The organism is Arcicella gelida, assembly GCF_034931025.1.
Lineage (GTDB): Bacteria > Bacteroidota > Bacteroidia > Cytophagales > Spirosomataceae > Arcicella > Arcicella gelida.
Genome location: NZ_JAYGIL010000011.1, coordinates 60,930 through 81,704, shown reverse-complemented (window position 1 = coordinate 81,704; position 20,775 = coordinate 60,930). Strand labels below are relative to the sequence as shown.

At 34.2% G+C, this 20,775-nt stretch carries 20 protein-coding genes; 19 read left to right on the top strand and 1 reads right to left on the bottom strand.

Annotated features, from left to right (window positions below; genetic code table 11):
- The first annotated feature begins 31 nt into the window (after positions 1-31).
- The 9 genes from VB776_RS10825 to VB776_RS10785 all read left to right on the top strand — a co-directional run bounded on the left by VB776_RS10825 (position 32) and on the right by VB776_RS10785 (position 7,727).
- A complete protein-coding gene (locus VB776_RS10825) occupies positions 32-835 on the top strand; it encodes a Cof-type HAD-IIB family hydrolase (RefSeq protein ID WP_323328892.1) in 804 nt (267 codons plus the stop codon).
- Positions 836-1,094: 259 nt separating this feature from the next.
- Positions 1,095-1,724 (top strand): hypothetical protein, encoded by a 630-nt coding sequence (locus tag VB776_RS10820; RefSeq protein WP_323328890.1) that lies wholly within the window; start codon positions 1,095-1,097, stop codon positions 1,722-1,724.
- Positions 1,725-1,789: 65 nt separating this feature from the next.
- A complete protein-coding gene (locus VB776_RS10815; RefSeq protein ID WP_323328888.1) occupies positions 1,790-2,065 on the top strand; it encodes a hypothetical protein in 276 nt (91 codons plus the stop codon).
- A gap of 7 nt (positions 2,066-2,072) precedes the next feature.
- The gene (locus tag VB776_RS10810; protein WP_323328886.1) at positions 2,073-3,272 is read left to right on the top strand and encodes a hypothetical protein; all 1,200 of its coding nucleotides are present in this window, start codon (positions 2,073-2,075) and stop codon (positions 3,270-3,272) included.
- 308 nt (positions 3,273-3,580) lie between these two features.
- Complete coding sequence (locus VB776_RS10805) at positions 3,581-4,378, top strand: hypothetical protein (protein ID WP_323328884.1); 798 nt, start codon at positions 3,581-3,583, stop codon at positions 4,376-4,378.
- A 563-nt stretch (positions 4,379-4,941) separates the two neighbouring features.
- Entirely contained in the window at positions 4,942-5,646 is a 705-nt protein-coding gene (locus VB776_RS10800) for a hypothetical protein (RefSeq protein ID WP_323328882.1), read from the top strand.
- A 44-nt stretch (positions 5,647-5,690) separates the two neighbouring features.
- Positions 5,691-6,509 (top strand): N-acetylmuramoyl-L-alanine amidase, encoded by an 819-nt coding sequence (locus VB776_RS10795; protein WP_323328880.1) that lies wholly within the window; start codon positions 5,691-5,693, stop codon positions 6,507-6,509.
- Positions 6,510-6,698: 189 nt separating this feature from the next.
- Entirely contained in the window at positions 6,699-7,553 is an 855-nt protein-coding gene (locus VB776_RS10790) for an SPFH domain-containing protein (RefSeq protein ID WP_323328879.1), read from the top strand.
- Positions 7,554-7,556: 3 nt separating this feature from the next.
- Positions 7,557-7,727, top strand: coding sequence for an Arc family DNA binding domain-containing protein (locus tag VB776_RS10785; protein ID WP_184137473.1), 171 nt, complete (start codon positions 7,557-7,559; stop codon positions 7,725-7,727).
- A gap of 50 nt (positions 7,728-7,777) precedes the next feature.
- Here the strand turns inward: VB776_RS10785 and VB776_RS10780 are convergent, their stop codons facing one another.
- Positions 7,778-8,947: a DUF1624 domain-containing protein gene (locus tag VB776_RS10780; RefSeq protein ID WP_323328877.1), complete on the bottom strand. Its 1,170-nt coding sequence runs from the start codon at positions 8,945-8,947 to the stop codon at positions 7,778-7,780.
- A gap of 170 nt (positions 8,948-9,117) precedes the next feature.
- Here VB776_RS10780 and VB776_RS10775 point away from each other — a divergent pair, with 170 nt between their 5' ends.
- The 10 genes from VB776_RS10775 (at position 9,118) to VB776_RS10730 (ending at position 20,757) form a co-directional block, all read left to right on the top strand.
- The gene (locus VB776_RS10775) at positions 9,118-9,609 is read left to right on the top strand and encodes a YMGG-like glycine zipper-containing protein (RefSeq protein ID WP_323328875.1); all 492 of its coding nucleotides are present in this window, start codon (positions 9,118-9,120) and stop codon (positions 9,607-9,609) included.
- A 117-nt stretch (positions 9,610-9,726) separates the two neighbouring features.
- Complete coding sequence (locus VB776_RS10770) at positions 9,727-10,104, top strand: TY-Chap domain-containing protein (RefSeq protein WP_323328872.1); 378 nt, start codon at positions 9,727-9,729, stop codon at positions 10,102-10,104.
- Positions 10,105-11,206: 1,102 nt separating this feature from the next.
- On the top strand, positions 11,207-11,908 hold the full coding sequence (locus VB776_RS10765; RefSeq protein WP_323328870.1) for an NUDIX hydrolase: 702 nt from the start codon (positions 11,207-11,209) through the stop codon (positions 11,906-11,908).
- Between the two features lie 112 nt (positions 11,909-12,020).
- Positions 12,021-13,667, top strand: coding sequence for a ribulokinase (locus tag VB776_RS10760; protein WP_323328868.1), 1,647 nt, complete (start codon positions 12,021-12,023; stop codon positions 13,665-13,667).
- Between the two features lie 207 nt (positions 13,668-13,874).
- Positions 13,875-14,573, top strand: coding sequence for an L-ribulose-5-phosphate 4-epimerase (locus VB776_RS10755; protein ID WP_323298707.1), 699 nt, complete (start codon positions 13,875-13,877; stop codon positions 14,571-14,573).
- A 140-nt stretch (positions 14,574-14,713) separates the two neighbouring features.
- Positions 14,714-16,258 carry an alpha-N-arabinofuranosidase gene (locus VB776_RS10750; protein WP_323328866.1) on the top strand — a complete coding sequence of 515 codons (1,545 nt, stop codon included), beginning with the start codon at positions 14,714-14,716 and terminating at the stop codon, positions 16,256-16,258.
- A gap of 46 nt (positions 16,259-16,304) precedes the next feature.
- Positions 16,305-17,798 carry an L-arabinose isomerase gene (gene araA, locus VB776_RS10745; RefSeq protein WP_323328864.1) on the top strand — a complete coding sequence of 498 codons (1,494 nt, stop codon included), beginning with the start codon at positions 16,305-16,307 and terminating at the stop codon, positions 17,796-17,798.
- Positions 17,799-17,957: 159 nt separating this feature from the next.
- Positions 17,958-18,617, top strand: a complete 660-nt coding sequence (fsa, locus tag VB776_RS10740; protein WP_323328863.1) for a fructose-6-phosphate aldolase — start codon at positions 17,958-17,960, stop codon at positions 18,615-18,617.
- Between the two features lie 388 nt (positions 18,618-19,005).
- Positions 19,006-20,157, top strand: coding sequence for an aldose epimerase family protein (locus VB776_RS10735; RefSeq protein ID WP_323328860.1), 1,152 nt, complete (start codon positions 19,006-19,008; stop codon positions 20,155-20,157).
- A 75-nt stretch (positions 20,158-20,232) separates the two neighbouring features.
- A complete protein-coding gene (locus tag VB776_RS10730; protein ID WP_323328857.1) occupies positions 20,233-20,757 on the top strand; it encodes a hypothetical protein in 525 nt (174 codons plus the stop codon).
- The last annotated feature ends 18 nt before the right edge of the window (positions 20,758-20,775 follow it).

Below are 20,775 nucleotides of genomic sequence, written 5' to 3'. Positions count from 1 at the left end.
CAATTGTAATTTGCAGAAAAAATCCTTACAAATGAAATATAAAATGCTGGTGTTGGATATGGACGACACCCTCCTCAACGACGACCATCAGATTTCTCAGAAAAATAAAGAGATGATTTTAAAAGCCCAAGAAAAGGGCGTTTATATAGTACTTGCTTCTGGAAGACCTACTCCTGCCATGACGCATTATGCCAAAGATTTATCTTTACATACCTTCGGTTCTTATATTGTTGCCTACAATGGTGGTGAGATTGTAGATATGACTAACGAAGAAGTACTCTTTGAACAAAGTATTAGTACTGAGCATCTCCACGAATTATATGATTTTAGTGTAGCACACAATGTGCATATTTTAGCCTACCTTGATGGTGCTATCATTACAGAGTCGGAATCAAAATATATTGACCTTGAAGCATATTTAACTGGCATGCCTTTACGTAAGGTTGAAAGCTTTAAAGAGGCTATCAATAAGCCTTCTATTAAATGTATCATGTTAGAAGAACCAGAGTATTTGGCAACAGTGAGCGATAAACTAAAAGCCCATATCAACCATAAAAGCATTACAACGTCTAAGCCTTTTTTCTTGGAAGTAATGCAAAAAGGAATTGATAAAGCCGCAAGTTTAGCAAGGCTTGCTGAAAGACTCAACATTCATCCTACTGAAATTATTGCCGTTGGAAATGCCAATAATGACTTAACCATGATTGAATACGCTGGCTTAGGTGTTTGGGTGGATAATGTAACACCAGAAATTCGTCATAAAGCGGATGTAATTGTAGCTTCTAATAATAATGATGGAGTAGCAGAAGTGATTGAGCGTTATATTTTGAATTAAGTTAATCATATTTCTTTTGATAAAGAGCTTACAGGTTTTGTGAAATGCAAAATCTGTAAGCTCTTTTTTTGTGTAATAAATTAAAAAAATCACTTCGAAGAAAGCCTTTGACCGAATAATAAAAAAAAGATTAGATTTCTCCTCAGTTTTTATCAGAATATTCTTCAAAACACTAAGTTTACCTCCACATTTAAATCACTGAAAATCAACCCGTAAAGCCGAAAAGGGATTTAGAGTAGGCGGTAAACTATTTACATACATGAAAAAAATATTAATTCTTTGTCCCATTATTTTATTGTTAAGCTTTTCCAGTTTTGGGGCTACTATTAAGTCTGATTTCTCTCAAGCAAAACCTGATACAGGCTTAGTTAATTCTGTCATAAAGCTTCAAAAAGAACTTTCATTAATTGGCAATAAGGTAAAAGATATTGCAAAAAAAATTGAAAGTCCTACTGAAATTACCATTGAGGAGTGGCTTATAATTATGCTTCCAGCAATATTATTCCTTTTATTGTTTTTCTACTTTATGTCTTGGTTAAAAAAGGAAAACTTCAAACTTTCAGATGCACTCTCTGCGGATGAAAGTGTAAGTAAATCTATATCTTCTGAAACAAAACAAGACCCTACTGATTTACAGAAACCAATAACCACAATCACCGAAACGCCCAATTATGCAAGAAGTTCAAGTAGAGTTATAGCATTCTTGACAGGTATTACAGCAATAGTGATTGCAATAAGTATTGTTACTATTTATAATTATGCACAAATATCAGGACATACTACCCTAATTGATTTGGATGGTATTTGGAAAATAATTGCAGGATTAGGAATTGGAGTAGTTCCTTATGTTGCAAAAACGATTAAAGGTACAACTCCACCTACACCATAAACATTTTAAACCATACCGTAAAGCCGAAAAGGGATTTAGAGTAGGCAGTAAACAAATAAGAAACTATGGAAAAGATTCAATTAATAGTAGAAATCGAAGGAGGTACTGGAAGTGTTTTTATTGATTTTGACTCAAAAAATACATTTCATTTCAAAGGATCTGGAGTCTTCGTAAAAGAGGTTGAGATTAAGGAAGGTGAAAAGGCTGTTGTTATTGCAGGCTCTGAACCTAGTGATGGTTTTGTATTAATTACAATAAAAAAACAACAACAAACATTAGCAACTGCGAAATTTACTCAAACTGTTTTTTATGGCATTTTACCATTTACTGTTAAACCATAATAATATCATGAAGACATATATTTTACGAGGATGGAAATACATCATAATCTTAGTCGTTCTTCTATCTACTTTTACCAATAAAGCATTGGCTCAATATGACTCCAAAGAAACTTTATACACGTTTGAAAAATATGCAAAAACAAATAAGCCAAACAAATCCATTTTAACTGAAATATTATCTGAAAAATTACAATTTGCTTTTGATAATAAATTGGTAAACTCTACTGATAACAAACTAGAGTTCAAGGGTTCTCTCCATGGTTGGAAAACTCTGTTTAGCCATACTGATAAAGCTAAAACTGCATATTTAGATAATGTATTTAGCAGAAATTTTGAAATGGGTGGAAGTATAATTTTTGATAATAATAATCAACAAAAAATTAAAGGAATAAACGCAAGTCTAAAATATGCATTAATAAATAACAGAGACCCTAAAACATTTAAGTATTTTGACAAGACTCAAAAAATTGACAACCTTGTTAAGAATTTATTACCGTTTTTAAATCAAATACGTAATGATTATCAAAACGTTATGGATGATAAAAATCTTTCTATAATAGATAAAGAGAGAGTCAAGAACAGTTTAAATAAGTTTACTAAACAACAAGATATTAGTTCTTTAGACCCTTTACTCTTAGAAAAAATAAATAAATCTAGCATTCAGGCATTTGAAGCTAATTTTGCTGCTGCTACAAAAAGCTATGATTCAACTATTAACAAAATGAATAACGCTTCTATTTGGACAATAGCCTTAAATTCAAACTATGTAGATAAAAAATGGTCTGAAATAACATTGCAAACGGAATTCATTAAAGGTTTGGGAGGTATCGAACGGGAAAGAGAAGATTATCCTTGGGATTTATACGGCGGAGTATTTTTTAAAAATCTCCAAGATACTACCAATCTTGAAAAGTCAATTAATCGAACTGTATTAACTGGGAAATTTGGTGTAAACAAAGTTTTAGCACTGACTAAATCTGATATAAAATCTTCTGCACTTGAAGTCCTATTAAATGTAGAATACAATTACATTCCTAGAGGAAGATACAGTAATGAAGAAGAAAAAACATTTATGTTAGCTTCAACAATTAGTATCAGGCTTGCACCAAATGTATATTTCCCTGTAGAAATTAAGTATGACCCCAAAAATGGAAATTTCTTTGGTTTCCTAAAGGTTAAATGGGATATGCTAAGATTTAATCAATAATCACTGTCAAAACCTTTTAATCTCACTTCCCCAATAAACCATAAAATACATAAAGTTTGTTGGGGGATTTTTCCCTCCTCCCCCATTTTCTCATTAAAATCCTCCTCCACAATTCCCTTCATTTACCGTTTAATAAAAATTGGTGTAGATTTTTTGCATTTTATTTGACCTGAATTGGTTAAATATTTAGATTTACTCAGCTTTAATATACTGATAATCAAGCACAATAGTGCTACATTTTTTCTTTACTTGATTTTTCTGATATTAAGCAATACGCTATCTAATAAACCATTTAACTTTCTCCTAAAATGTACTTCCAATTTCAATTAAGAGGTATCAAAGCCTTAAAAATTAGCGATAATAGTTTTAATCCTTTCGATAGAGATATTGAAGTATTCCAAACTTGGCAGATACATGCTACCCAGAGTTTAGTACCTTCTAACGAACCTCCTGTGTATATGACTCGCAGTGGTTTTAGTACTACGGGAGGATATGAAAATGGCGTTAGGTTCAGAAAAGGTGATTCCCGTCAAAATCTTTTTGACCCCACTATTTCTTTTTCTTTGCCCAAAATGTCAACAGATGATGCACCGATGCAATTTCAGATTGACTTTCATTTCTGGGAGTCTGATAATGCAAAAAGTACTAAGAAAGTAAGGGCTTTGTATTCTAATGATTTGCTAAAACACTTAATCAAAACTTGGGAAGATGCTTCCGAAGATAGTGATAAGGCTTTGCAAGATGTACTTGGCTTTTTCTCGGACGAAAACAAGATGATTAAAGCGATTACTAATACAATGTCTTACACTTCTATCGGTAATGCTCCTTGGGTAAGGGTTGCAGAGGAATTGTACCCTTTAGTTCAAAAAATTGGGAAGCTGATTGCTGCCAATTCCACCGATTATATTGCACAACAAACCTATTGGTTGGAGATTAGGAATAATAATGGTATTTACGAATGGCGTTTTTTTAGTAATGACCTTGATAAAATTGTTTTTGATTGGCAAATCGCCAATGGGAAGTTGGTACTTCCTTCACAAATTATCGGTGATGCCAATAATAATATTGAATTAGAAGTTAGCTTTCAAGGAGTAATTCACGACTAAGCACTTAGAAGTAAATGGATTGGATAACTTATGTGATTGAACACATAATATAGGTATAAGGAATAGACCTAATTGAGATTCAACATATAGTCCCGAAAAATGGAATGTATCAAATTAAAGTTTAGCATATAATCCCAAAAAATGGAACATACCAAATTAAAGTTTAGCATATAGTCTTAAAAAATGGAACATACCAAATTAAAGTTTAACATATAGTCCCGAAAAATGGAACATATCAAATTAAAGTTTAACATATAGTCCCGAAAATGGAACATATCAAATTAAAGTTTAACATATAGTCCCGAAAAATGGAACATATCAAATTAAAGTTTAGCATATAGTCCCGAAAAATGGAACATATCAAATTAAAGTTTAGCATATAGTCCCGAAAAATGGAACATATCAAATTAAAGTTTAGCATATAGTCCCGAAAAATGGAACATATCAAATTGAGTTTTGATGTTTAATCTTTTAAAAAAAGTATTTATGTCAAAATCTATTCAATCTATTTCCTTGATTAAGAATCTACTTATTTTTTTTCCATAACCTAAAACAAAAAAGCCATGCTACAACCTGAAAGGTTTTTCAACAATTTTTTCGAGAGTAAGAATATTTCTTCGCCTCGACTGTATGAATTTGCAATTGATGTAATTGCTAAACTGCAAGCAGCTAATGTCAATAATCAATTCAACACCTTTATTAATGCTTTGAGTCCCGCCGCAAATGCACTGGGTGACGAAGTTGGTGTCATCAAGACAGCCCTTGCCTTGCAAAAGGGTAAAACATTGGGTTTGAACGAAGTCATCAAAAACTTTAAGACCTATATGAGTTTAAATCAAGGTGTAATTGCTAGAGCCGTAGGTGGTACAAACACTGCACCCTATCAAGCATTTTATCCGCAGGGTATTCGTGAGTATTCTACGGCTACCCAAACAAAATTACCAGCCTTATTAATACAAGTAAGTAATGCCGCAGATTTGTATGCCAACCAAATTGGAGATGAAATTAGGAACGAATTAAAAGCATTTAGCAGTCAGTTTCATAATACTCGTAATGCACAATTATTACAAAAGGGAACAGTAGGCGAAAGCCGTGTAGAACGTTCAAGCAATAGGAAAGTACTTGAATTAGAGTTACTAAAAACAATTCATAGCATAGCGTTGATGTTTCCAGCAGATGTTGAAAAATGTACTTCCTTATTCAATTTTAATTTACTAGAAGCCCCTAAAAAAGGGAAAAAGATAAATCCAGAATCAAGTAATCCTTGAAAAATTATTAACGCTTATCATTGAATCTCAAAACTAAAACGCTAATGAAAATTTTAAATCATTTATTGTATGCCAATGACGGCAAACAAGTGAGCTACCGTGCTACACCCAACAAGGGTAGCAAATACACGCCCACTTATTTAGTAATGCACTATACAGCAGCCACCAAAGCGGCAGGCTCTATTGCATGGTTTTTGAAACCAGAGGCAAAAGCATCGGCACACTTAGTAATTGACAAAGATGGCACGATAACACAGTTTGCCCCTTTTAATGTTGTAACTTGGCATGCCGGAGTAAGTCAGTGGAATGGTTTAAACGGATTAAATAGCTATTCGATTGGGATAGAATTGGTAAATGGCGGAAGATTAATTAAACAAGGCAGCAAGTGGGTTTGTCCAGTTGACAAAGAGTCTGTGCCAGATAATGACGTAATCATTGCTAAACATAAAAACGAAACTGTAGAAAATGCTTGGCATGAATATTCTGAAAAACAGTTAGCTGTAGCCATAGAAGTGGCTGCTTTGTTGGTGAAAACTTATGCTTTGAAAGATGTAATTGGTCATGACGATATTTCTCCTTATCGTAAAAGCGACCCAGGCCCTGCATTTCCGATGGGAAGCTTCAAGTCTAAAGCGATGGGTAGAAAAGACGAAACGTTAGACCTCTACAAAACCAGTACTGAAGTAAATATCAGAAAAGGTGCAGGCACACAATTTGAGACCGTAACCAAGATGTTACCAGCCAATACCAAAGTAACTGTGCTAAAGCGTGAAGGTAATTGGAGCTTTGTAGAAGTATTAGACACCGTGCATGGGCTAAATGATATAGAAGGTTGGATAAGCTCAAAGTATCTAGTCAAATAATTGGATTATTACATAATAGAATAGCCTCAAAAATATTGGTTTTTGAGGCTATTTTGTTTTCTTAAATACATCAATCATTCCCCAAAACCACTCATCATTTTTTAAGGATATTAGGCTTATAAAGTGTAGGTTATTGCTCAAATTTATAGTACTATTGTAATATCATTTTAATATCAAAATAATCATCCTATGAAAACCGAAAAACACATTAATCCAATCAACGGATACCTTGCTATTATTGCATTGCTACTAAGTATTGCTTTCTTAATTTTTGGTATTGTTGAAAAGCATCCATTTGATGCTGTACTTGCTTCGTTGCTGATTTGTTTAATTTTAAAAGGCTTTATTATCATTAGTCCTAATAGCGCACAAGTACTTTTGCTCTTTGGAGAATATAAAGGGACTATCAAACAAAATGGTTTGTTCTGGATAAATCCTTTCTTTAGCCGTACAAACTTATCAATGAAAGCCCGCAATTTCGAGAGCGACAAAGTAAAGGTGAATGATAAGATGGGAAATCCGATATTAATCAGTGTAATCTTAGTATGGCGTGTAGAAGATACCTTTAAGGCTATTTTTGACGTTGATAATTATACTGGTTTTATCAAGATACAGACAGATTCAGCCGTTCGTAAATTGGCTGGTTCTTTCCCTTATGATCATTTTGAAGATGAGAAAGCAACAATTACATTGAGTACCAATTTTGATGATATTAATGCAGCCCTAGAAAATGAAGTAAGCGAAAGATTAGAAATTGCAGGCATCAAAGTAATTGAGTCAAGAATTGCATATTTGGCTTATGCACCAGAAATTGCACACTCAATGCTTAGAAGACAACAAGCCTCTGCCGTAGTAGCTGCACGCCATAAAATTGTAGAAGGAGCTGTAGGAATGGTTGAAAGTGCTTTGGATTTACTTAGTTCAAAGAATATCATCACTTTCGATGATGATAAAAAAGCAACGATGGTAAGCAACTTAATGGTTGTACTATGTGGTGATAGCGAAACAAAGCCAGTAATTAATACTGGCACTTTAAATCAATAAGTTATGGCTGAAAAGAAATCTTTTGCCCTACGCATAGATGCCGACATGATGAAAGCCATTGAAAAATGGGCAGCAGATGAATTCAGAAGTGTGAATGGGCAAATTGAATGGATGTTGAACAAAAGCCTCAAGGATGCCAAAAGGCTTAAAAGTAAAGATAATCCGACAAAATAAGATTAACAAAAGCCTTTGTGAGGACAGTCATTCCTCACAAAGGCAATTTGTTATAAATAACGAAGCCATTTATTTTCTTTATGTGTCATTTTATAATCTCCGTACCATTTACACAGTGGAAATAATGCAATGACTATCAATAGCCAGATGAGGTAAATCACTGGTAATTCTACGCCCGAAACTCCTTTAGGTCTGCCAAATGAAAATGGGTCAAAGTTCATTTCTTCCCAAGTAAAGCCTTGTAGAAATAATACGACAATCATTGTAGTATGTACTAAATACCAATGAATTAGGTAATAAAACAAAGGTACTTTACCATAAACCGAAATGATTTGGACTAACTTGTTCTTCAAAGTATTGACACTTGCTAAAACTAGCATCATCACGCCCAAAGTCACCAAAGTATAAAATAATGAAGGGGGATACTTACTAACATTAATAAATGATAAAAACGTAAAAACAGCGTCTTTCTGAACCGACCATTTTGCTCCATCTCCATAAACATCTACCCATCTCAATGCTGTAAAGAGTACTAGCATCGAAATCCCTATCTGAAATAATAATTTTCTTCTTTTCTCAGCTGAAAGTTCAAAGATTAAGCCACTTGCATAGCCTAACAACATAATTCCCAACCAAGGAATAATTGGGTAAGAAATTAAGAAAGTAAAATTGGGCGTAACCTGAAAAAGATTAGAGGCAAAAAGATATGAGGTAATAAATTTTAAAATAGGATTCTCGATAGCAAAAGGCAATTGTGATACCAAATCATGACCTAAAACAATAATTAAACCGATAATACCAATGTTTTTTGGCGATAGTCTTAATAAAGCAGCAAGTATGATAAAACTAAAACCAATTGCACCAATCACTTGCGACATAATGATGCTGAAATGGATGTTATACCATATACCAAAATTAACAATGGTATATTCTAAAAGAATCAGCCATAATCCTCGACTTAATAAGAACCTTTGATTTGCCTTAACATCTAATTGTTTTTTAAAAGACAAGTATGCAGAAGTACCTGATAAAAAAACAAAAGTTGGCGCACAAAAATGTGTTATGAAACGAGTAAAAAACAAAAATGGAGTGGTAGTAGCTAAATTAGTAGGGTCATCGGATAATGAAGAGACGTGCATCAAATCTCTCACATGGTCTATTGCCATAATTACCATCACCAAACCTCTTACAAAGTCTATTGAATGTATTCTTTTGTCCATAGTAAATTTTGTTTAGTCTTCAATTTATCAAATTTCCGATGAAAAATCCACAAATTGTGTGGATTTTTCTCCTCACATATTCCCAAACCCTTATAATATTCATTTTAAAAATACTGGAATAATTATTTATATAATTTTATTAAATTATTCTTAAACAAAAATATAGAAATATGAAAAATGCCCTAATTATCTTATCTGCTTTCATCATCACGGTTTCTTGTAACCAAAATACTAAAACAGAAGTAGAGCAAGCCAAACAAATGGCGATTGATTCAATGAAAAACCAAGCAGCTTTAGAAGCTAAACAAATGGTAATTGACTCAATGAAACTAGAAGCACAAAAACAAGCAAGTATTGATTCCTTGAATGCACTCAATGCAACTGCGAATAATGTAAGCACTACAAGCAAAGTGTCAGCAGGCGGAAGTACCAGTACTAGTAATAATACAGTAGCCTCTACGCCCACGGTAGCTAAAAAGAAAAAAATGAGCGGAGCCGTAAAAGGTGCTTTGATTGGTGGCGGTGTTGGTGCAGTATCAGGTGCAATTATTTCAAGAAACAATAAACCATTGAAAGGTGCATTAATTGGCGGTGTGATCGGTGCTGGCGTTGGTGCAGGTACAGGTGCAATTATTGATGCTAAAAATAAAAAGAGTAACTAGCATACTTTCAAATTCAGCATAAAAGCCCAAAACTTTTTCAAGGAATGGAAAAGTTTTGGGCTTTTATGTGATACTAATATTCTTGAATTCGACTTAACTTTGGCAAAATTTAAAAATATGAACATAGCACTCATTAAAACAGCTATCAATAAAATTCTCAAAGAAGGTGGTGATAGTAATTATTTTGTCATTGATATTACAAAAGACTATTATATACAAGCAGCAAGCTCTAAAGGAGCTGAAGATGTATTTTGTGAAGCAGTTTCTAATCAGTATTTATCGAAAGAAAGTAAGCTTACTGATGAACAATTGGCGAAGTTGAAACAAATTGGTTGGAACACTCCTACCGAAAGTAATGTCAATTTCTTTGTAGAACGCCCTGCTAATAACAAAGAAGCTATTGAAGCCCTTGCAAACTTTATTTCCACTACTGTTTCTGCTGTTTATTCTTCAAAAACACTCAGTAAAGACTCCTTTCAATTCCATTTAGAGTAATTTGATTTCTTAGAAAAATCAAATTACCACTATTTTGGACAAAATGCCCCAACTAAGCATTTCTTCTTTCAAGTCAGCCCAACACAAGCAACATCCTAAGTATTTTATCTTATACTATCTTATCAATTCCTTAACATCTGTGTTAAAACATTAGCTTAGTTTTGCACTAAAAGTCAAGCCTCAAAAAACATTTCTTTAAATATTCTATTTGACCTTCATTCCTAAATAAAACAAATCCAAGATATATTAAAACTTTACAAAGCCGTTTATTCCAAAAAAGTACCATTTAATAAATTCTTGTACTTTTTCATGCTTTTAAGTCAAAAATTCAACGATTCAATATTGCATTTAAAAAAAAAACATAGAACTTAGCAAAAAATCAAACTACATGATGTCATCGTTAAGCATATAATTTTGAGTATAAACTGCTGATTTTTACTCATTTCCATAAAATGCTTTATTGGTTATTTTATTATTAAATAAATATATAATCAACACATGATAATTTGTTTTTTAACTTAACTGCCACTTAAATTTAATTTAAAAAAAGGTAAGCAAGTATTGCAATTTGTTTATCGCCCATTAACACACAAAAAAAAATTATGACAAGTTTACTCAACAATCCACTGTTGTTGTCGGTTTTGGCAATAATAGCTTTGCAGGCATTCTTTCTTTTATTCTATTCTTTAAGAAAGACAAATGTCAACAAATGCCCTAGCTGTGGAAACCTCCACTGTGACAGGGTAAAAAGACCTTTTCACATAAAATTATTTTTATCCTACTTTCCTGACCTGAAATACTACAAATGTCCAAGTTGCAACGCCAACTTTTTTATCGTTCAAACAAAGGATAACAATGTAGATCAAAATTCTAAATTTCTAAAGGTTTAATTTCTATATTCAATCTTTCAAGCTAAAAGCTCTCATTCGGATAAGATTTATTCGGATGAGAGCTTTTTTTATTCAACTGCAAATTAAAAATCAGGTCTAATTTTTTAGAAATCAATTTATTATATTTGTATGATAATTTTCTTTTTAAAAGAATTTGTTGCATTAAATAAATTGTGTTACATTTACACAATTTATCACTCTTGCTCTTAATTATGCTCCAAAAATACACACATGATACTCGGATTCTATTAGCCATCGACTGCATTATTTTTGGTTTTGATGGGGAAGAATTGAAATTACTCTTAATTAAAAGAAACTTTGACCCTGAAAAAGGAAAATGGTCATTAATGGGAGGATTTTTAAACGAAACTGAGGATTTAGAAGAAGGAGCAAAAAGAGTTTTGAATGAATTAACAGGTCTTGAAAATGTATACATGGAACAGCTTCAAGCCTTTGGGGAAATCACTCGTGACCCTGTAGAGCGTACTGTTTCTGTTTGTTTTTTTGCTTTGATTAATATTCATGCCCATGATTCTGAGTTATCTCGTTCGATGAATGGTTATTGGTTTAATTTCAAAGATAAACCTGATTTAATTTTTGATCATAACAAAATGGTCAATATGGCACTTTCTCAGTTACGATACAAAGCTGCCCTACACCCACTTGGGTTTGAATTATTACCTGAAAAATTCACGATTCCACAATTACAAAAGTTGTATGAAGCAATTTATGATATGCACTTAGATCGTAGAAATTTTAGCAGAAAAATTATTTCAACAGGATTGTTAATTGATACTGGCGAAAAAAATGAAAATTCTGCAACAAAAAAGGCAATGCTCTATCAACTTGATGCTGAAAAATACAAAAATAATTTCAACGATTTCCACAACTTTATTTCTGACTTTAAATGGTAAAATACCATGAAAATTAATCTCACATTACGGTTATTTTCTACTTTTATCAAGAACAAATTTTAATCTTATTACAATTAATTGTGTCATCATGACACGAAAAATTATCTAACCAATGAAAAACCAATACGTCATCGGTGTTGATTATGGAACAGATTCTGTTCGCTCAGTACTCATTGATACTTCAAACGGCAAAGAAATCAGCCAATCTGTTTTTTATTATCCAAGATGGAAAGCTGGGAAATATTGTATTCCTGCAAAAAATCAATTCCGTCAGCACCCTTTAGATTACCTTGAAGGTTTGGAAGGTACAATCAAAGATTGTTTAGCGAAAGCTCCAGAAGTAAATCCTGCTTCAGTGAAAGGAATTTCTGTTGACACTACAGGCTCAACACCTGTTGCTGTCGATAAAACAGGTATTCCATTAGCATTAACCGCAGGTTTTGAAGAAAATCCAAATGCGATGTTTGTACTTTGGAAAGACCATACTTCAGTAAACGAGGCGGCTGAAATCAATCAGGTTTCTCGTACTTGGGGTGGAATAGATTACACGCAATTTGAAGGCGGTATTTATTCATCAGAATGGTTTTGGGCAAAAATTTTACACATCACACGTGAAGATGAAAGTATTGCTAACGGAGCTTATTCTTGGATGGAACATTGCGACTGGATTCCTTCAGTTTTAATTGGAAGCAACGATGTTGATACAGTAAAAAGAAGTAGATGTGCGGCTGGTCATAAAGCAATGTGGCATGAGTCGTGGGGTGGTTTACCTTCGGAAGAATATTTAGGAAAATTCGATAGTCGCTTGGCGGCTTTGCGTTCAAGATTATTTGAAGATACTTATACAGCCGATGTTTCAATGGGCAATTTATGCCAAGCTTGGGCTGAAAAATTAGGTTTAACTACCGACACTATCATTTCAGTAGGTACTTTCGATGCTCACGCTGGTGCTGTTGGCGTAGAAATTGAATCGGCTACTTTGGTAAAAGTAATGGGTACTTCTACTTGCGACATGATGGTTGCTCCTTTTGATGAAATTGGCGATAAACTCGTTCGTGGTATTTGTGGACAGGTTGATGGCTCAATTATTCCGGGTATGTTAGGTTTAGAAGCTGGTCAATCTGCTTTTGGAGACTTGTTGGCTTGGTTTAAAAACCTTGCAATGTGGTCGGTACAAAATGCTGATATTGCTCCAGAAATCAAACAACAAATTGAAGATTCTATCATTGTAAGTCTTTCAAAAGCAGCGGCGGCGATTCCAATTTCTGAAAAGAACGTTGTTGCGTTAGATTGGGTAAATGGTAGAAGAACTCCTGATGCAAACCAAGCTTTGAAAGGTGCTATTATGGGCTTAGGAATGGGTTCAGATGCTCCTGCCATTTTCCGTGCAATGGTTGAAGCCATCTGTTTTGGTTCAAAAGCGATTGTTGACCGTTTCAAAAATGAAGGAGTTGATATTAAGCAAATTGTAGGTATGGGTGGTGTGGCTAAAAAGTCAGATTTTGTAATGCAAACGCTTGCTGATGTATTAAATATGCCTGTAAAAATTGCTACTTCTGAACAAGCTCCTGCTTTGGGAGCGGCAATGTATGCGGCTGTGGCGGCTGGAATTTATCCAGATGTAAATATGGCTGTTTCGGCAATGGGTAACGGTTTTGATAAAACGTACTTCCCAATTGCTGAAAACGTTGCTTTGTATGCTAAACTTTATGAAAAATATGTGGCTTTAGGAGCATTTGTTGAATCGCAGACTTTGTAGGGGACTTTAGGACTTGAAGACTATAAGATTAAAGAGACAAGAAGCAAGAGAAAAGACTAAAGGACTTTGGACTGTAAGATTAAAAAAAGTAAAGAGAAATGTCACAAGAGTTTAGGAATTGAGAGTTTTGCCGTAAATCGTGTTTCTTTTCTCTTGCTTCTTGTCTCTTGTTTCTTTTGTCTTTCAATAATAATTCATATTTAAATCATGTATCAAGATATTAAACAAGCCTGTTTTGAGGCAAATATGCAACTTCCTAAATTGGGTTTAGTTGTTTTTACTTTCGGAAATGTAAGTGTGGTTGATAGAGAAAAAGGTGTTTTTGCTATTAAACCAAGTGGTGTGCCTTACGAATCTTTACAAGCTGACCAAATCGTGATTTGCGATTTTGATGCGAAAGTAGTTGAAGGAAATTTCCGCCCTTCTTCTGACACAAAAACACACGCAGTATTGTATAAACATTGGACAGAAATTGGTTCAATCGTTCATACACACTCTACTTATGCTACTTCATTCGCTCAGGCACAAATGGATATTCCTATTTTAGGAACTACTCACGCTGATCACTTGACAGTTGATGTTCCATGCGCCCCGCCGATGAGTGATGAAATGATTAAAGGCGATTATGAATACGAAACGGGCTTCCAAATCATGAATCATTTCGAGAAAAAAGGTCTCTCTTATAAAGAAGTAGAGATGGTACTTTTGGGAAATCATGCTCCATTTACTTGGGGAAAAAATGCTGAAAAAGCCGTTTATAATGCGGGTGTTTTAGAAGCTGTAGCTCAAATGGCTTATTTGACTTGCACTTTAAACCCAAGAGTAAACCGCTTGAAAGATACGCTTATCGAAAAACACTACGAGCGTAAGCATGGTAAAAGTGCCTACTACGGTCAAGGATGCTGATGAGTGAGGAGTTTTGAGTGATGAATTTGGAGTAAAATTTTCGATAGCGGGAAACAAAGTGCTGCTTATCAACACTCCTCACTCATCATTCAAAACTCATCCTTTAAAATATTATTCCAATTAAATCCTCAAAAAAAACGATGAAAAAACAACTATTGGCAGTGGCTTGTTTGGGACTTTCTTTCTTAGGAAATGCTCAAAATACAGCAACATTGCAAGCTGATTCTGGTAAAGTAACGATTAACAAACACATTTATGGGCATTTTGCAGAACACTTGGGTACGTGTATCTATGGTGGTTTTTATGTGGGTGAAAACAATACTAAAATCCCTAATAAAGATGGTGTAAGATTAGACATTATTGATGCTCTTAAAAAATTAAAAATCCCTAACCTCCGTTGGCCAGGTGGTTGTTTTGCTGATACTTATCACTGGAAAGATGGTATTGGACCAAAAGCTCAACGCCCTGCAATGGTGAATACTTGGTGGGGTGGTGTTACTGAAGATAATTCTTTTGGTACACACGACTTCTTAAATATGTGCGAGTTATTAGGTACTGAACCATATATTTCAGGTAATGTAGGAAGTGGAACTGTACAAGAATTGAAAGACTGGACTCAGTATATCAACTTGGGTGCTGGAACAAGTCCAATGTCAAAATTACGTGAGCAGAATGGTCGTGAAAAACCTTGGAATGTCTCAATCTGGGGTGTAGGTAACGAAGCTTGGGGTTGTGGAGGAAATATGACTGCCGATTATTATGCTAACATCTATCGTCAGTATGCTACTTTCATGGCTGGTACAGATAAAAAAGGACTTTTCAGAGTAGCTTCTGGGGCAAGTGATGCAGATTATAAATGGACAGAAACTTTGATGAAAAACATTCCTCATAATATGCTTGAAGGGGTTGCTATTCACCATTATTCAGTGTTAAGCTGGGGCGAAGGACAAAAAACTTCTGCTACGGAATATACTGATAAAGAGTACTTCAAAACTATGCAACAAGCTTTGTTGATGGACGAATTAGTAACGAAACATTCGGCAGTAATGGATAAATACGATCCTAAAAAGAAAGTAGCATTGGTTGTTGACGAATGGGGCGGTTGGTACAATGTAGAAAATGGAACAAATCCTGGTTTCTTGTTTCAACAAAATACCATGAGAGATGCGATGATTGCAGGAGCTACTTTAAACATTTTCAATAACCATGCAGACCGTATCAGAATGGCGAATTTAGCACAGGTAGTAAACGTTTTACAGGCCGTTATCCTTACTAAGGAAGAGAAAATGATCCTTACTCCTACTTATCACGTAATGGAAATGTACAATGTTCACCAAGATGCTACTTTACTTCCAATCAAAGTAAAAAGTAATGACTTTGTGTTCGAAGGAGAAAAATTACCAGCGGTTTCTGTTTCGGCTTCAAAAGATGCTAAAGGTTTAACACACATTTCTTTAACAAACGTTGACCCTAAAAATCCTCAAGAAATCACGATTGATTTGAAAGGTGCTAAATATGTTTCAGTTTCTGGAAGAATCTTGGCTTCTGAAAAATTAAGAGATTTTAATTCTTTTGATAATCCAAACAAAATTCAACCAAAAGCATTTTCTGGAGCTACTATTTCTGGAAATCAATTGAAAGTAAAATTACCTGCTTTCTCGGTAGCAGTATTAGAATTAAAATAAATTTCAACACAGCATTCTTGCGTTCACCAATTTTATATTTATTAAAATGATTGATTTAAAACAAAACGAAGTTTGGTTCATCACAGGTAGCCAACATCTTTACGGAGAGGAAACACTTAAACAAGTAGATGACCACTCTAAAATTATTGCAGACGCTTTAAACAAGTCTTCAAAAATTCCAGTAACTGTTGTATTTAAACCTGTTTTAAAAACGCCAGAGGAAATTTACAATATGGCAATTCAAGCGAATTCTGATGCAAAATGTATCGGTTTAATTTGTTGGATGCACACTTTCTCGCCATCTAAAATGTGGATTAATGGCTTGAAAATTTTACGTAAGCCTCTTTGTCATTTACATACTCAGTTCAATGCTGAAATTCCGTATGCTGATATCGATATGGATTTCATGAACTTGAACCAATCTGCCCATGGCGACCGTGAATTCGGTTTCATTGGTGCAAGAATGGGTATCGCTCGTAAAGTAGTGGTTGGTCACTGGCAAGATGAAGAAGTTCATGAAAGAATCAATGTTTGGAGTAGAGTTGCTTCTGGTTGGAACGATTTACAAGGTGCTAAATTCGCTCGTTTTGGTGATAATATGCGTTTTGTTGCCGTTACTGAAGGAGATAAAGTAGAAGCTGAAATCAAATTTGGTTATTCAGTCAATACGCATCCAGTTGGTGATTTAGTAGGCGTTATCAATGCTATTTCAGATGCTGACATTAATGCTATGATTGAGCAATACGAAGCGCAATATACTTTGATGGATTCATTAAAAGTAAATGGTAGCCAAAGAAGTAGCTTAGTTGAAATTGCTAGAATTGAAGCTGGTTTACGTTCTTTCTTGACGCAAGGAAATTTCAAAGGTTATACAAATACTTTTGAAGATTTACACGGAATGGTTCAATTACCGGGTATTGCTTCTCAGCGTTTGATGGCAGACGGATACGGTTACGGTGGCGAAGGCGACTGGAAAACTTCTGTATTGGTACGTACTTCAAAAGTAATGGCAGCAGGCTTGGCAGGTGGAACTTCATTTATGGAAGATTATACTTACCACTTCTCGCCAAATAATAACCAAGTATTAGGTTCGCACATGTTGGAGATTTGTCCTACAATTGCTTCAGGAAAACCAACTTGTGAAATCCATCCATTAGGTATTGGTGGCAAAGCTGACCCAGTTCGTTTGGTATTCAACTCTCCTGCTGGTCCAGCGTTGAATGCTTCAATGGTTGATATGGGCGGTCGTTTCCGTTTAATTGTAAACGAAGTAGAAGCTATCGAACCTGCCGCTGAATTACCAAAATTACCTGTGGCTCGTGTATTATGGAAAACTAAACCAGACTTAAAAACCGCAGCACAAATGTGGATTTTGGCAGGTGGAGCTCACCACACTGTTTATTCACAAGCACTTACACAAGAATTCTATGCAGATTTTGCTGAAATCGCAGGCATTGAATATGTTTTGATTAATGATAAAACGGATTTATACCAATTCAAAAATGAATTGCGTTGGAATTCAATGTTTTATAGAAGATAAATAAAATTGGGTTATGTATTGGTACCTTTCTATGAGAGGTATCAATCTATCTTTTCAAGTTTAATCTAAACTTAATCATTAGATAAATAACTCAAAGCAATTAATGATTTAATTCAATTAAATAATTGATAACCTGCGAAAGCATAAACAACATTTACTATGAAATTTTTTATCGATACAGCCAATCTCGCTGAAATTAAAGAAGCTCATGACTTAGGTATTTTAGATGGTGTAACAACAAATCCATCCTTAATGGCTAAAGAAAATATTAGCGGACAAGAAAATGTAATCAATCATTACAAAGCGATTTGTGATATCGTTGATGGCGATATTTCTGCCGAAGTAATTGCTACTGACTATGATGGAATGGTTGCTGAAGGACTTGCTCTAGCTGCTCTTCATCCAAATATCGTTGTTAAAATTCCAATGATTAAAGATGGTATCAAGGCTATCAAATATTTTTCAAGCATCGGGATTAAAACCAACTGTACTTTGATTTTCTCAGCAGGACAAGCTTTATTAGCAGCCAAAGCTGGTGCTACTTATGTTTCTCCATTTGTGGGTCGTTTGGATGATATTTCAATGGATGGGATGAAATTAATCGAACAAATCCGTTTGATTTTTGATAATTACGGCTTTGAAACTGAAATCTTAGCAGCTTCTGTTCGTAATCCAGTTCATATCTTGAAATGTGCTGAAATAGGTTCAGATGTTATTACTGCTCCACTTTCAGCAATTTTAGCCTTATTGAATCACCCATTGACAGATAGCGGTTTGGCTAAATTCTTAGCTGACCACAAGAAATCAGCTGGTTTATAAGAGTTAGGAGTGCTGAGTTTTGAATGAGGAGTTAGTATTGAACATAGATTTATCATTATCTATTTTATTGGTATGATAAAGTATAAAAAGGCACAATATTAATTATAATGTAGCGGCAACTCTTGCAGTTGCCGTTTCAAGTGTGGCAACTGCAAGAGTTGCCGCTACAACATTCTAAATTGTAAATATTGTCCTCACTCCTAATTCAGCATTTTTCAAAAACGTCATTAATCTTTAAAATTAATGACATTTTTGAATACATTATGAAACAATAAGCATGATGTTTTTAAGTGATACTTTATATTTTGCCAATAGCATGATTAGCCATCATAATCTTAGATTTGATTTCACTTAATTTTAAAAATCAACTCAAAAACAATATTTAACAATGAAAAAACAAGTAAAAACAGCTGCTGTTTTGTTCTTATTAGCTTGTGTCGGTATGACATCTTGCAATACCTCAAAAAAAGAAAACAACAATAATATGATTGAAAAAGTAAGCTTTGGTAAATTACCTGACGGACAAGAAACAGAACTTTATACCCTGAAAAATGCTTCTGGTATGGAAGTAAAAATTTCTAACTTTGGTGGAACAGTCGTTTCATGGACTGCTCCAAACAATAAAGGTGTATATGAAGATGTAATTCTTGGTTGTGATTCTGTAGCTGGTTATGTAAAAGGCGTTCCATATTTCGGAGCTTTAATCGGTAGATATGGCAACAGAATTGCTAATGGTAAATTTACCCTTGAAGGTAAAGAATATACTTTAGCTCAAAACAATGGTGTAAATGCTTTGCACGGTGGATTAAAAGGTTTTGATAAAGTACTTTGGACAGCTACGCCAATCGAAGGTGAAGAACCAGGTTTGAAATTAACATATACTGCTAAAGATGGCGAAGAAGGTTATCCTGGAAATTTATCTGTAGAAGTAGTTTATACTTTACAAAAAGACAATGCTTTAAAAATCGACTATAAAGCAACAACTGATAAAACAACGGTTCTTAACTTAACTAACCATACTTACTTCAATTTGAATGGTAATTTAGATAGCGATATTCTTGAGCACGAAGTAACATTAAATGCTGATAAATTCTTACCAGTAGATAAAACCTTGATTCCTACAGGTGAATTAAAACCAGTAGCAGGCAATGTATTCGATTTCTTGAAATCTAAAAAAATCAGTGCTGGTATTAACGATACTACTGATACGCAAATCAAAGCTGGAGGAGGATATGACCACTGTTGGGTATTGACAGATTCAACTAAAACTTTGAAATCTGCGGCAACAGTGTATGAACCAAAAAGTGGTAGAGTATTAGAAGTACTAACAACAGAGCCAGCTATTCAATTCTATTCAGGTAATTTCTTAGATGGAACAATCAAAGGTAAAAATGGAATTATTTACAAACACCGTTCTGGTTTATGTTTAGAAACTCAGCACTATCCTGACTCTCCAAACAAGCCAGCTTTCCCAAGCACTGTGTTAAAACCAAACGAAACGTATCAAACGACTACAGTTTATAAGTTTTCTGTGAAATAAATAACTGCTGACAGATATTTATCTCTAATAATTAAAAATCCCCAAAGCTGAAACCTTTTTCAACTTTGGGGATTTTTGTTGACTACTGGCCAATATCACTTTACTACGACACTTTACCAATTAACTATCGCCTTTACACCAATCACTACGACACTTTACCAATTAACTATCACCTTTACACCAATCACTACAGCACTTTACCTATTAACTATCGCCTTTACACCAATCACTACAGCACTTTACCTATTAACTATCGCCTTTACACTAATCACTACAGCACTTTACCTATTAACTATCGCCTTTACACTAATCACTACAGCACTTTATCTATTAACTACCACCTTTACACTAATCACTACAGCACTTTATCTATTAACTACCACCTTTACACTAATCACTACAGCACTTTATCTATTAACTATCGCCTTTACACTAATCACTACGACACTTTACCAATTAACTATTGCCTTTACACCAATCACTACAGCACTTTACCTATTAACTATCGCCTTTATACCAATCGCTACGGCACTTTACCAATTAACTATCACCTTTATACCAATTACTACGGCACTTTGCCAATTAGTTATTTCTGAGTAATAAAAGGCAACTATATTT